The sequence below is a fragment of the Pseudomonas sp. Yb2C2 genome (genome assembly GCF_052112325.1).
Classification (GTDB): Bacteria; Pseudomonadota; Gammaproteobacteria; order Pseudomonadales; family Pseudomonadaceae; genus Aquipseudomonas; species Aquipseudomonas marginalis.
This window is the reverse complement of record NZ_JAVAJK010000036.1, coordinates 21,685-34,205: the sequence shown is the minus strand read 5'-3', so window position 1 is coordinate 34,205 and position 12,521 is coordinate 21,685. Positions and strand designations below refer to the sequence as shown.

Below are 12,521 nucleotides of genomic sequence, written 5' to 3'. Positions count from 1 at the left end.
ACACCCCACCGCCCCCAGCGCCACGCATTAAAAATGATGGCCGACCTGGGCTTTGGCCCGCCCCAGCCAACCTTATCGGGTATCGTGCTGTTCCCAAGCCAGCATATCGTTCTCGAAGTCCGACCGCTGCGAGCCTTGCGCCCGATGCTCTCCACTGAAGATGAGTTCTGTGCTTTGAACCTGTATCAGTTGGCTTTGTTTGCAGCGTTGAGTTACTGCGATTTTGGGCAGGAACCCTCAAAGAAACCCGTTGATAAAGTCCATTTCCCGCTGGACCCCAGCGTTGGGAATCTGTTTGGCAAGCAACTGTCTGGATACCGTGAAGCCTGGCGAGTTGATCCCGAGCAAACCCGGCGATTTTTCCCTCTTTATGAAGATGTCCCTTATTCCAGGCGCTTCGAAATCCTGCCCTTCGACCCTGAGTTGTACCTGCAAAATCGCCCGGAGTTGGGCGAGAAACAGGAACATCCCGCAAGCTTGCACTTCTTTGATGACGAAAAAGACGGCACTGACACCCAGGCGTTCATCACCCATCACGATGAGGTGATCCTGATTTCAGTGCGCGGAACGTTCAGCACGGCCGACGCACTACGGGATGCAAACGCCCATCAGGTTGCATTCGCCGACGGGGTCGGCAAGGCACACGAAGGTTTCTATCAGGCTTACCGGGCTGTGCGTGACTTCGTACTGCGTTACCTCAGTCAATTTCACATAGGCCAACGAATAGTCATTTGCGGTCATAGCTTGGGCGGCGCAATTGCGTTGTTACTGGCAGAAGCGTTACGTCGTATTCCTGAGCGTAACTACAACATCCTCCTCTACACCTACGGCGCCCCCCGCGCCGCCGATGCCGAGTTCACTGCCGGCGCTTCCACGTTGGTCCACCACCGCATCGTCAACCACAACGACCCGGTCCCCAGCGTCCCGGCCCCTTGGATGAACACCACCGCCAAACTCTGGATCCCCGGTGCCGTCACGCTATTCAGCGCCCCCACGGCCGGGGGCCTGTTGTTCGCCGCCGGCCTGGTGCGTATTGGCGGCAACCCCTACCAACACCACGGCGATCAACAGCACTTCATGCCGATCATGCTCCCGGACGGTACGCATTCGTCCGTGCTGTGGAAGCCGGGCTGCGAGTCCATTGAAGAAGCCGGCCGCAACCGGGCATGGCAAACGCGCGGTGACATGCCCGATCGCGAAGGCCTGATCAAACAGTTGGTGCAATACAAGCAGCATTTCATGACCGCCAGCTACATCCCGGCCGCCTGGGCGACGTTGCGTCGCTGGCAACAAGCGGTGGATAGCAACGGTCCTCTGGTGACCCAACGGGAGTTTGAACTGCTCGACCACGCCCTTGCGACCATGCGCAAGCAACTGCAAGACAAGCGGCGTGAACTGGCTCGACAGCGCCCGGCCAACGACCGTGCCTATGAATACCATGAGCCGCTGAACGCTGAGATCGACCGCCTGCACACCAGTCGCGAACGCCTGCAAACCCTGCGCTGGCGTCGTCTCGACGCGCGTGATGTCTACGGCAGCCATAGCCACTCTTCCAACCTGCAACCCAGTCTCAAGCGCTGGTTCCGCCATCGTGAAAACCAGGCGTTGCCTCAGGTCGCGAGCATCCCTCCCGCTGCGCAGAGTGAGCTGGGGAGGGCACAGCCGCTGGATCTCGACTCAATCGTCTGACCTGGGTGCTTAGACAAACTCTACCTGCGCCGGCTGGCGTTTCATCAACACCTTGCCGTGGCGAATCGAGTACAGCGGCAGCCCTTGGCTGCGAATCACCTCGTAGTCGCTGTCGGCCGAGAGGATCAGCAGGTTGGCTGGGCGCCCGGCTTCTAGGCCGTAACGGTCACCCAGGGCCATGGCCTTGGCGCTGTTGTCGGTCACCAGGTCGAGGGCGCTTTGCAGGTTGCGGTAGCCGAGCATATGGCAGATGTGCAAACCGGCTTCCAGCACGCGCAGGATGTTGCCGTTGCCCAGCGGGTACCAGGGATCGACGATGGAGTCCTGGCCAAAGCATACGTTCATGCCGGCCTCCAGCAGCTCGTTGACCCGGGTGACACCACGGCGTTTCGGGAAGCTGTCGAAGCGACCCTGCAGGTGGATGCTTTCGGTGGGACAAGAGACGAAGCTGATCCCGGAGTGCCCCAGCAGGCGGAACAGTTTGGCGCAGTAGGCATTGTCGTAGGAACCCATGGCCGTGGTGTGGCTGGCGGTGACGCGGGCCCCCATGTCGCGGCTGCGGGCTTCTTCGGCAAGTACTTCGAGGAAGCGTGAGTGCGGGTCGTCGGTCTCGTCGCAGTGCACATCCACCAGGCAGCCGGTGCGTTCGGCCAGGTCCATCAGGAACTTCACCGAACTCACGCCTTGGTCGCGGGTGTATTCAAAGTGGGGGATGCCGCCGATCACATCGGCGCCCAGGTGAATAGCTTCTTCCATCAGTTCGCGGCCGTTGCGGTATGACTCGATGCCTTCCTGGGGAAAGGCGACGATTTGCAGGTCGATCAGGTGCGTGCTTTCTTCGCGCACTTGCAGCATGGCCTTGAGCGCCGTGAGGTCGGGGTCGGTGACATCGACATGGGTGCGTACATGCTGGATGCCGTGGGCGGCGAGGGACTGGATGGTTTTTTTGGCGCGGGTCCTGGTGTCTTCCTCGGTGATGGTGGCCTTGCGTTCACCCCAGCACTCGATGCCTTCGAACAGGGTGCCGCTCATGTTCCAGCGTGGTTCGCCGGCGGTGAGGGTGGCATCGAGGTGAATGTGCGGTTCGACGAAGGGCGGTATCACCAGGTTGCCGGCTGCGTCCAGGTCATTGGGCCCCACTGCCGGCGCTGTTGTGTGTGGGGTGATGCTGGCGATCCGGCCGTGTTCCAGGTGCAGATCATGCAGGCCTTCACGGTTGCGCAGGCGGGCGTTGATGATGTGCATGGGCAAGTTCCTCTTGGCTAAAAACAATCAGGCAGACAGCCGCCAGATCATCAGGGCGATGCCGATGTCCAGGCGGTCATAAGCGTTATCCAGTGTCAGACCGCACAGGGCTTCGATGCGCTGGACACGGTGTGTCAGGGTATTGCGGTGCAAGGCCAGGCGCTGGGCGGCAGCCACAAGGTTACCATTCTCGTGAAACCAGGCTTCCAGGGTCGGCATCAGGCTGGGCCCGTGGTGCAGGTCGTGACGCAGCAGCGGGCCCAGGCGTTCATTGAGGAACTGGTCGAGCAGGGCGCGATCACGCACACCGCTGAGCAGCTTGAGCACGCCCAGTTCGTCATACACGCACAGCCCGGCACGCTCGCTGAAGCGTCGTGCCGCCACCAATGCCTGGCGTGCTTCGTCCTGCGCCTGGGCCAGGCGCGCGGGTGGGTGTGCAGCGGCGCTCAGGCCGATAAACAATTTCAGCGGCGCCAGGCGCAGGTTGAGCGGGTTCAGCCAGTTGGCCAGTTGCTGGCGGTTGGCCAAGGCCGTGACGGCATCCGGTGCCGGCAGCAGCAGGGTCCATTGTCCGGCGCGCCCCAGTACCGGCAGTACCGCCGATAATTGACGCAAGCGCCGACTGATACCGTCGTGTTGCCGCGCCAGCTGTGCCTCCACCTGTGCCGCGTCACCCTGGGCAAACAGCAAGTCACTGCCTTCCAATTGCAGTTGGGCGACCTGCCAATGCCCGGCCAGTGGCATATTCAATTGCACGGCCCGATGCAGCAGCAAATCCAGGGATTGATAATCCCCGCTCAGCAAGCGCTCCAGCACGTCGTGCCGCGAGCGTCCCAGTTGCTCGGACTGGATCAGCGCCGAACCAATCGCTTGGGTCACCAGCACCATTTTCAGCGAGTAGGGCTGTTCGATCAGCGGCATGCCGGCGGTTTCGGCGGCGTCGAGCAAGCGCTGGGGAATTGCCTGGATATACGCCGCTCCCGTCAGGATCACCAACCCGGCCACTTGGCGCTGGCAGGCTTCGTCCAGCAGTTGCAGGAGGTTGGCCTCATCCCGTGGGTGGTTGATGCCGGTGACGAACACCAATTCACCGCCCAGCACCCACTCGGCGATCCCGCTGTTTTCCGCCACATAAGGCCAACGCACGACGTTATCCAGGGCGGCAGCGCCGGCGCGCAGGCGCATGGATTCCAGCCCCGGCAACGCCAGTACATCCGCAATGGTCAGGCTCATGCCCGGGCATCAGCCAAAGGCACGCGCAGCACGGCGGTGAGCGCGACGTAGGTCAGCGACGCGGCAGCGATGCCCACCAACGGCGCGACCCACGGCGAGTTGAACGCCAGCACGGTACCCACTGCGTACGCCACCAGCCCGGCCCAGTTGAAGGCTGGCAGGCGCGCATCCGCCAGGCGCGGGTAGTGGCCGCGCCAGCGGTAGAAGAAGTCCGCCATGATCACCCCGCCAATCGGCGGAATCACCGTGCCCAGCAGGATCAGGTACGGCACCAGCATGTCGTACATACCCAGCAACGCCAGCAAGGTGCCGATCACCGCACCCGCCAAGGTCACGGTTTTGCGCCGCTTGGTGCGCAGCAGGTTGCAGCCGGCCACGGCGAAGTTGTAGATGGTGTTGTCCTGGGTGCTCCAGATATTGAGCAGTAACATGGCCATTGCCGCCATGGCAAAGCCTTGCAGCAGCAACACTTCGACCACGTCGGGCTGTTGGTAGACGATCGCGCCATAGGCGCCGATCAGCACCATCAAACCATTGCCGATAAAGAACCCGATCAGGCTGGCCAGCACCGCGACCTTGGCCGAGCGGGAAAATCGCGTCCAGTTGGTGGCCTGGGTGGCGCCGCTGACGAACGTGCCGAACACCAGGGTGATCGCCGTGGACAAATCCAGCTCGCCGGTCGGCACCACCGCCAGCAGCCCATCCAGCCCGCCGACTTTCACCGTGGCGACCCACATCGACAGCAACAGCAACAGGCCCATGGCTGGCACCGCGATGTAGGAAAGAATCTCCAGCCCGCGATAGCCCACGTAGGCCGTGGCGCAAAACACCAGGCCGAACAGCACCATCAACGCCAGCACGCTGCCCTGGCTCAGCTCGAAATACTTGCCCAGCACCACGGCCGCCGTGGCGGTGCCCCAGGCGTACCAGCCGATCTGGGTGAACCCGAGGATCAAGTCACTGAGCTTGCTGCCCACCTCGCCAAAGCAGAAGCGGCCCATCAACACCGAGTTCAACCCGCTCTTGAACGCGATGTAACCCAGGCCTGCGGCGTAGATACCCAACAGCAGGTTACCCAGGGCCACCACGCCGAGCATCTCGGTGAAACTGAACGCCACCCCGAGCTTGCCGCCGGCAAACATGGTCGCGGTAAAAAAGGTAAAGCCCAGCAGCACCATGGCGGTCGACGCCAGGCCTTTGCGCGCATGCATGGGGACTTCGCTTAAGGGGTAATCGTTGCCCGGTTCTTGCTGCGTCATGTGCGTGCTCCCTGAATGAGTGACGCAGGCCTGTTGCACCGGGCGTGCCAAATCACCGGCAGTGACAGGCGCACGGTTGTCGCTGTGCACTGTGCACAGTATTTATAGCCAAACAGGCGGGGAACGCAGGCGGGAGTGTTCGTTGTGCCCAGTCGGGCACGAAAGCGGTGCAGCAGTGATACAAATTGGATCAGTCGAACAGCGTCTGCGTGGTCTCGCCGCGATGAAAGGCGAACGCCGCCTCCAGATCACTTTCGATGGTGCGCCCCCGGGACAGCGGCGGCAGCTCGTCCAGGCTGAAAAAGCCCACCTCGGTGGTCTCGGACCCGGCCACCGGCGCCAGTTGATCCACCCGTTCACACAGGAAATACAACTTGTAGAAATCCCGCACATCCGGCCGGTACAGCCCCTTGGCCTTGTGGGTGACGCTATACAGTGCCCGTGCAGTAACGCTCAGCCCGGCTTCCTCGCGAATTTCCTTGATGATGTTTTCCGCCGCCGACAACCCGATATCGGCATAACCACCGGGCAGCGCCCAGCAACCGTCGGTGGCCTCGCGCACCAGCAGAATCCGCTCACCCTCGATCACCGCGCCACGTACGTCGATCATCGGCGTCGAATAGCGCTGGGCGAAATCCGACACCAGCCCGGTGATGCGCTCCAGCGGCACGTTGCCCAGCTGTGCCAGCATGCTGTGGGCAATCTCGGCGATTTCTTCCAGGCGTTCGCGCTCGAAATCATCGGTGCAAAAGTGCAGCCCCGTGGAGGCCAATGCTTGCAAGCGTTTGGCCTGGGCCAGCCAGGTAGTTTCCATGGACATCTCCTCGGTCGCGAAGAACGGCAAGGGTGGAAGGGTGCTACGGGAGGCACAAAAAAACCACCGCAAGGGTGGTTTTTTAACAGCGCAGGTTTACTCGCCGCGATAGATGCAGCCACTGGTGCAGGTCTCGTGGATGCGGATCGCACTGAGCTCCGGCAGCAGCGGCTTGAGTTCAGTCCAGATCCACTTGGCCAGCACTTCGCTGGTGGGGTTTTCCAGGCCTGGGATGTCATTGAGGTAGTTGTGGTCGAGGCGTTCGTAGAGCGGCTTGAAAATCGCCTTGATCTCCGAGAAGTCACGAATCCAGCCGGTATGGGGATCCAGGTCGCCGCTCAGGTGGATCGCCACCTTGAACGAATGCCCATGCAGGCGCCCGCACTTGTGGCCTTCCGGTACGTGGGGCAGGCGGTGGGCGGACTCGAAGGTAAACTCTTTGAAGATTTCCACAGTATTTTCAGCTCGGTCAGGTATCTGGCAGGCGGCGAGTTTAACAGCTTGATCCCATGCCGCGCATACCGCTGGGTCAAAGCGCCTGCAAGCGCTCGCCCAGGCCACCGTTATCGGCCAGCTGCAGAAACTCATCCCCCAGCCGCCGGCTCTCGCTCATCGCGGTTTGCCAGTACTTGTTGCGGCTCGGGTCGTCGCCCATGAAGCGCTTGAAGTCGCTGCGGTCCGGCAGTTTGCCGTGGGGCAGGCGGGCCAGGTAGTCCCTGGACGGCGCCAGCAGCAACACATCCTGCAAGCCTTGTGGGTTGCTGCGCCGCCATGGCAGGCCCTTGTCGAACCAGCCGGGGATGACCCGGTCGGTGAAGTGCGGGTACAGCACGATGTCGTCGCCGTGGTAGGGCAGGTCGAGGTGGTAGTCCAGCAGGCCGCCGTCGCGGTAAGTGCCGGTGCCGGCTCCGGGCAGGTCGCGCACGCCTTGCATCACCATGGGGATCGACCCGGACGCCAGCAGCGCCTGGCGCAGGTTACCCATGTCCAGCTCAAGAAAGCGCGATGGAAAATCCTTCAGCGGGTGCACCGGCGGTGCCTGGCGCGGGTCGTGGATGATCAGCCGCTCGAAATGCCGCGCCAGCCGCGCACGGCCGCGCAGGTTGTCGGCAATCACCGATGACAGGCCCAAACCCAGGCGCCCACGGTGGTCATCGGCGAGCAGGCCGTGGCTCTTGACCACCATGATGTTCAGCCGGTAGTCGGGGTTGTCCAGCACCCGTGCATCGCGGCCGGCCAGCAGGTCGTCGAGCATGCGCTGGCAGCTGCGGCTGACTTCGGCCATGGTCACGCCTTTGGCAAAGCGTTGTTCGTTGTACAGGCGGCCGAGGTCCAGCAGGCCTTGCACCGGGTCGGGCAGGCAGGCGCTGGCAAACCGCCAGGAACCGATCGATGCGCCGATCAACGCCCGCTCCCGCGGTGCGCGCGGCAGCCAGTCGCCGAACAGCGCCAGGTCCAGGCCCTGGATCCCCAGCGCCTTGGGGCCGCCGGCCGCACCGGGAAGGATGCCGACATCCGCAGGCTTGAGACCCTGTTCGCGAATGTGCGCAAAGGCGCGTTTGCCGGCCTTGAGGGTCAGGGCGGGGAACTTGATATGGATGGCTGTCATACCGGTCTCTGTTGAAGCGAGGTGTAGGCGCAAGCGTGCTCGCGAAAAACGTTAACGATACCGCGTGAGTCCTGAATAAACATCGTAGCCCGTCGCGCCTGCTGGAAATTGCCATGGTGGCAATTCAGTTTCAGTTAAGTTGCAGCCGCTACCGTGGCCGGCGTAGGAAAAACATCGTGTAACGGAGACTCATCATGAAACGCCTCACTGCTCTGGTCGCCGCCGCTATCATCGCCTCCACGGCGACTCAGGCCGGAGCCGTGGACCCCGACAAACCACTGATCGTGCCCGCCACTGTTACAATTGTCGCTTTCGACCAGCTCGAAGCCACAGCTCAGGCCCTGCACCCCGGTTCAACGCTGTTGGACACCGACCTGGACGAGGCTTACGGCAAGTATGTCTATGAAGTCGAACTGCAAGATGCCGACGGCATTGAATGGGAGGTCGAATTGGACGCGCTTACCGGGCAGGTTCTCAAGAATCATCAGGATACGTAATGAAGGTAAATTTACGCGCCGGCAGTCGAGTGGCGTTGGTGCTGGTGGTGTTCTGCTCAGGCTTGCAGGCCCGCGACCTCAACCAGGACGAAGCCTTGGCGCTGCGCCAGCAGGGGGTGATCCTGCCTCTGGAGCAACTGTTGCAGCAGGCCATGGCGCGGTATCCCGGCTCGCGCCTGCTGGAAGCCGAGCTTGAGAAAAAGCACGGCCAATATGCCTACGAAGTGGAACTGGTGACCACCGACGGCGTGGTGCGCGAGATCAAACTCGACGCCACCAACGGTGTACTGATCAAAGATGAGGAAGACTGATGCGCCTGCTCCTGGTGGAAGACAACGTACCCCTGGCCGATGAACTGCTGGCCGGCCTGCAGCGCCAGGGTTATGCCGTCGACTGGCTGGCCGACGGCCGTGACGCCGCGTATCAGGGCCGCAGCGAACCCTACGACCTGATCATCCTCGACCTCGGCCTGCCCGGTTTGCCCGGCCTTGAGGTGCTGGCGCAATGGCGCGCCGCCGCGCTGACCACCCCGGTGTTGATCCTCACCGCCCGCGATTCCTGGGCCGAGCGCATCGAAGGGCTCAAGGCCGGTGCCGACGATTACCTGAGCAAACCGTTTCACCCCGAAGAGCTGCACCTGCGCATCCAGGCGCTGTTGCGCCGCTCCCACGGGCAGGCCAACCAACCCACCTTGCAAGCTGCCGGCCTGCACCTGGACGAAGGCCGCCAGTGCGTGCTGCGCGATGGCGACGAGATCCAACTGACCGCCGCAGAATTTCGCCTGTTGCGCTACTTCATGCTGCACCCCGAACAGATCCTCTCGAAAAGCCACCTGGCCGAGCACCTGTACGACGGCGAGACCGAGCGCGACTCCAACGTGCTGGAAGTGCACGTCAACCACCTGCGCCGCAAACTCGGCCGCAGCGTGATCGAAACCCGGCGCGGCCAGGGTTACCGCTTTGGCGCCAGCCCTGCATGAAGTCGATTCAGCACCGCCTGAGCCTGGGCCTGATCAGCGTGATGGTGATCGTCGGCGTGGTACTGGCGCAAACCAGCCTGTGGTTGTTCGAGGCCGGTTTGCAACGCTACCTGGAAGCGGGGTTGCGCAACGATGCCGAGAACCTGCTGGTCGCCCTGGTACGCGGGCCCAACGGTGTGCAACTGGATGAGCAGCGCCTGTCGCCGGCCTACCAGCGGCCGTTTTCCGGGCATTATTTCCGTATCGATTTTGCCGACACTCACTGGCGCTCCCGTTCGCTGTGGGACCAGGAATTGCCCCGACTGCCCGAGGCCGGGCTCAAGGGCAACCTGCAATTGGGGCCCGAAGGCCAGCAATTGCTGGTGCTGCGTTCGGACTACAAGCGCTTTGGCCAATCGATTTCCATCAGCGTGGCCCAGGACTACACCCCGGTGCGGGAAAGTTTTCGCCTGATGCGTCGGATCGGCCTGGTGCTGGGGCTGGCGGCACTGCTGCTGGTGTTGTTTTTGCAGCGAGTCACCGTACGTCGCGCCTTGCGCCCGCTGGAAAACGCGCGTAACCAGATCGCCCAACTGCAACAAGGCCAACGCTCGCAACTCGACACCCAGGTGCCGCTGGAACTGGAACCACTGGTCGCCCAGATCAACCACCTGCTGGCCCACACCGAAGACAGTCTCAAACGTTCGCGCAATGCCCTCGGCAACCTTGGGCATGCGCTGAAAACCCCGCTGGCGGTGCTGTTGAGCGCCGCCTCGAGCGAGGCGCTCAAGGATCACCCCGAACTGAGCAAACTGCTGCGCGAACAATTGGAGCAGGTGCAACAACGCCTCAACCGTGAACTCAATCGCGCCCGGCTGGCCGGCGAAACCCTGCCGGGTGCCTTGTTCGACTGTGAACAAGAACTGCCCGGCCTGCTCGCCACGTTGAACATGATCCATGGCGAACACCTGGACCTCAGTTACCACGTCGCGCCGGGTCTGCAACTGCCCTGGGACCGCGAAGACCTGCTGGAGCTGCTCGGCAACCTGCTGGACAACGCCTGCAAATGGGCGGATGCGGAGGTGCGCGTGAGCGTCAGCGAGACGCCGCATGCTTACCTGCTGGCGGTGGAAGATGACGGTCCCGGGATTCCCGAGGCCCAGCGTGACCAGGTCTTCAGCCGCGGTGCACGCCTGGACGAACAGATCGACGGCCATGGCCTGGGGCTGGGGATCGTGCGCGACATTGTCGAGGTGTGGGGCGGGGTGTTGCAGTTGCAGGAGAGCGAGCTGGGCGGGCTCAAGGCACTGATCGAATTGCCACGCCGCCAGATCTGAAAACACCCCCGTAGATACCGTCTTATCCAACACCGCGCAAATCCGCAGCTGCCGAGCGCAAGCGAGGCTGCGTCGGCCGCACTGCCGATTCAAGCTCGAGTCGCGGCCGACGCAGCCTCGCCAAGGCTCGGCAGCTGCTACGGATTTGTGTGGTGTTGGATAAGACGGCATCCACGCGTGGGAGCGATCACTCAGACGCGGAACTGGTCCATCAACCCCTGCTGCTGATTGGCCAGGCTGTTCAACGCCTGGCTCACCCGCGCCGACTCATTGGCCTGTTCCGACAACGACTCGGTCACATCGCGAATGGTCGCCACATTGTGGTTGATCTCTTCGGCCACCGCGCTTTGTTCTTCGGCAGCGCTGGCGATTTGCAGGTTCATGTCGCTGATCACCGTGACCGCATCGCCGATCTGGCGCAGGGCGGTAACGGCCTCGCCGACCTGTTCGACACTGCCCTGGGCCTGGCGATAGCTGTTGCCCATGGAGCCGACGACCTCTTCGGTACCGCTCTGCAATTGCTCGATCACCAGGCGGGTTTCCTCCACCGACTCCTGGGTCCGCCGTGCCAGGTTGCGTACCTCGTCGGCGACCACGGCAAACCCCCGGCCGGCCTCACCGGCGCGGGCGGCTTCGATTGCCGCGTTGAGCGCCAGCAGGTTGGTTTGCTCGGCGATGCCGCGAATGACTTCGAGCACGGAGCCGATCTTCTCACTGTTGGCAGACAGGCCTTCGACCTGGGCCATGGCGGTGCTCATATCGGCCGCCAGTTGGCCGATGTTGGTGGTGGTGCGGTCGATCACTGTCAGGCCGTCGCGGGTAGCCTGGTCGGCATCCCGCGCGGCCTGGGCCGCCTGGGCGGCGCTGCGGGCCACGTCCTGGGCTGTGGCGCTCATTTCGTGGGAGGCGGTGGCCACCTGGTCGACCTGGCGGTACTGCTGCTCCATGCCGGCGCTGGTTTGCGTCGCAATCGCGGCGGACTGGTCGGCGGTGCCACGGGCGTCCTGCACCGAGCGTTTGACTTCGGCAATGATGGGTTGCAGCTTGTCGAGGAAACGGTTGAACCAGCCGGCGAGCTGGCCCAGTTCGTCCTGTTTGTCATACGCCAGGCGGTGGGTCAGGTCGCCTTCGCCGCTGGCGATGTCTTCAAGCATATGGGCCACGCCGAGGATCGGTCGGGTCACGCTGCGGGCCATCAGCCAGACCAGGATCAGGCCGATCACGGCAGCCAGCAGGCCCATGCCCAGTTCCAGCAGGGTGCCGCGGGTATTATCGGCGTCCATCTGGGTCTTCAGTGCTTCAGCCGGCCCCACCAGGACTTTTTCCGGTACATCCAGCAACACCCCCCATGGCTTGCCGTCGGGAATCGGCGCGAACGGCGCCAGCACCTTGAGTTGATGGTCGGTGCGCAGACTGCGGGTCTGTGTCCCGCCGGCCAGGGCGCTGATCAATTGCGCGCCGCTTTGCGTATCGACCTGATCCAGGCGTTTGCTCAACTGGCTGGCGTCCGCGCTGTAGCCGGCAAGCAAACCGGTGGGGCTGAGGATACTGACCTGGGTCTGGCCGTCATACAGCTTCTGGCTGGCCTGCTGGCTCACGGCCTGCAGGCTGTTGAGGTTGATGTCCACCGACAGCGAAGCGATCACCTTGCCATTGACCGTCAACGGAAACACGATGCTGGTCATCAGCACGTTTTGCCCGTCGATCACATAAAAGTACGGTTCGATCACACACGGCTTGAGGGTGCTGCGCGGGCAGGTGAACCAGGCGTTGGCCGGTTCGCCGCTGGGACCGACGCGGGTGTCGGACATGTCGCTTTCCGGCAGTGCCATCGATGTCAGCGTGCCCGGCGTCGGCTGCGACCAGTACAGGGCGAAGCG

The 12,521-nt window shown here is 62.9% G+C and carries 12 protein-coding genes and 1 pseudogene; 5 read left to right on the top strand and 8 right to left on the bottom strand.

Features of this window, described 5'->3' with window-relative positions; all coding sequences use genetic code 11:
- The coding region (locus Q8X51_RS30485; protein WP_407694996.1) for a lipase family protein at window positions 1-1,689 on the top strand (1,689 nt) is incomplete at its 5' end.
- Between the two features lie 9 nt (window positions 1,690-1,698).
- Here Q8X51_RS30485 and codA read toward each other — a convergent pair.
- From codA to Q8X51_RS30455, 6 genes are all read right to left on the bottom strand, one after another.
- A complete protein-coding gene (codA, locus tag Q8X51_RS30480; RefSeq protein ID WP_065926932.1) occupies window positions 1,699-2,934 on the bottom strand; it encodes a cytosine deaminase in 1,236 nt (411 codons plus the stop codon).
- Between the two features lie 27 nt (window positions 2,935-2,961).
- Complete coding sequence (locus tag Q8X51_RS30475) at window positions 2,962-4,167, bottom strand: PucR family transcriptional regulator (RefSeq protein WP_407694749.1); 1,206 nt, start codon at window positions 4,165-4,167, stop codon at window positions 2,962-2,964.
- Window positions 4,164-5,426 carry a cytosine permease gene (gene codB / locus Q8X51_RS30470; protein ID WP_065939378.1) on the bottom strand — a complete coding sequence of 421 codons (1,263 nt, stop codon included), beginning with the start codon at window positions 5,424-5,426 and terminating at the stop codon, window positions 4,164-4,166. Before codB ends, Q8X51_RS30475 begins: the two co-directional genes overlap by 4 nt.
- A gap of 190 nt (window positions 5,427-5,616) precedes the next feature.
- Window positions 5,617-6,240 carry an NUDIX hydrolase gene (locus Q8X51_RS30465; protein ID WP_330215179.1) on the bottom strand — a complete coding sequence of 208 codons (624 nt, stop codon included), beginning with the start codon at window positions 6,238-6,240 and terminating at the stop codon, window positions 5,617-5,619.
- Window positions 6,241-6,336: 96 nt separating this feature from the next.
- Entirely contained in the window at window positions 6,337-6,693 is a 357-nt protein-coding gene (gene queD, locus Q8X51_RS30460) for a 6-carboxytetrahydropterin synthase QueD (protein WP_003237990.1), read from the bottom strand.
- Between the two features lie 76 nt (window positions 6,694-6,769).
- On the bottom strand, window positions 6,770-7,849 hold the full coding sequence (locus Q8X51_RS30455) for a hypothetical protein (RefSeq protein ID WP_065926936.1): 1,080 nt from the start codon (window positions 7,847-7,849) through the stop codon (window positions 6,770-6,772).
- Window positions 7,850-8,043: 194 nt separating this feature from the next.
- Here Q8X51_RS30455 and Q8X51_RS30450 point away from each other — a divergent pair, with 194 nt between their 5' ends.
- Genes Q8X51_RS30450 through Q8X51_RS30435 form a run of 4 tightly spaced genes read left to right on the top strand, consistent with a single transcriptional unit; the run spans window position 8,044 to window position 10,641 of the window.
- A complete protein-coding gene (locus tag Q8X51_RS30450; protein WP_065926937.1) occupies window positions 8,044-8,346 on the top strand; it encodes a PepSY domain-containing protein in 303 nt (100 codons plus the stop codon).
- Window positions 8,346-8,657, top strand: a complete 312-nt coding sequence (locus Q8X51_RS30445; RefSeq protein WP_027603140.1) for a PepSY domain-containing protein — start codon at window positions 8,346-8,348, stop codon at window positions 8,655-8,657. The genes Q8X51_RS30450 and Q8X51_RS30445 overlap by 1 nt, the downstream gene beginning before the upstream one ends.
- Window positions 8,657-9,325, top strand: coding sequence for a response regulator transcription factor (locus Q8X51_RS30440; protein WP_065926938.1), 669 nt, complete (start codon window positions 8,657-8,659; stop codon window positions 9,323-9,325). Before Q8X51_RS30445 ends, Q8X51_RS30440 begins: the two co-directional genes overlap by 1 nt.
- A complete protein-coding gene (locus Q8X51_RS30435; RefSeq protein WP_407694747.1) occupies window positions 9,322-10,641 on the top strand; it encodes a sensor histidine kinase in 1,320 nt (439 codons plus the stop codon). The genes Q8X51_RS30440 and Q8X51_RS30435 overlap by 4 nt, the downstream gene beginning before the upstream one ends.
- A gap of 191 nt (window positions 10,642-10,832) precedes the next feature.
- Here the strand turns inward: Q8X51_RS30435 and Q8X51_RS30430 are convergent, their stop codons facing one another.
- Window positions 10,833-11,588 (bottom strand): methyl-accepting chemotaxis protein, encoded by a 756-nt coding sequence (locus Q8X51_RS30430; RefSeq protein ID WP_370671270.1) that lies wholly within the window; start codon window positions 11,586-11,588, stop codon window positions 10,833-10,835.
- 102 nt (window positions 11,589-11,690) lie between these two features.
- A pseudogene (locus tag Q8X51_RS30425) lies at window positions 11,691-11,837 on the bottom strand (HAMP domain-containing protein); the annotation flags it as partial.
- Between the last annotated feature and the right edge of the window lie 684 nt (window positions 11,838-12,521).

Excerpts from the sequence above, each read along its gene's own strand:
- Q8X51_RS30440 (WP_065926938.1), top strand. The coding sequence starts at position 8,657 with ATGCGCCTGCTCCTGGTGGAAGACAACGTACCCCTGGCCGATGAACTG.
- Q8X51_RS30450 (WP_065926937.1), top strand. The coding sequence starts at position 8,044 with ATGAAACGCCTCACTGCTCTGGTCGCCGCCGCTATCATCGCCTCCACG.
- Q8X51_RS30445 (WP_027603140.1), top strand. The coding sequence starts at position 8,346 with ATGAAGGTAAATTTACGCGCCGGCAGTCGAGTGGCGTTGGTGCTGGTG.
- Q8X51_RS30465 (WP_330215179.1), bottom strand. The coding sequence starts at position 6,240 with ATGGAAACTACCTGGCTGGCCCAGGCCAAACGCTTGCAAGCATTGGCC.
- Q8X51_RS30430 (WP_370671270.1), bottom strand. The coding sequence starts at position 11,588 with ATGGAGCAGCAGTACCGCCAGGTCGACCAGGTGGCCACCGCCTCCCAC.
- Q8X51_RS30455 (WP_065926936.1), bottom strand. The coding sequence starts at position 7,849 with ATGACAGCCATCCATATCAAGTTCCCCGCCCTGACCCTCAAGGCCGGC.
- codA (WP_065926932.1), bottom strand. The coding sequence starts at position 2,934 with ATGCACATCATCAACGCCCGCCTGCGCAACCGTGAAGGCCTGCATGAT.
- Q8X51_RS30475 (WP_407694749.1), bottom strand. The coding sequence starts at position 4,167 with ATGAGCCTGACCATTGCGGATGTACTGGCGTTGCCGGGGCTGGAATCC.
- Q8X51_RS30435 (WP_407694747.1), top strand. The coding sequence starts at position 9,322 with ATGAAGTCGATTCAGCACCGCCTGAGCCTGGGCCTGATCAGCGTGATG.
- codB (WP_065939378.1), bottom strand. The coding sequence starts at position 5,426 with ATGACGCAGCAAGAACCGGGCAACGATTACCCCTTAAGCGAAGTCCCC.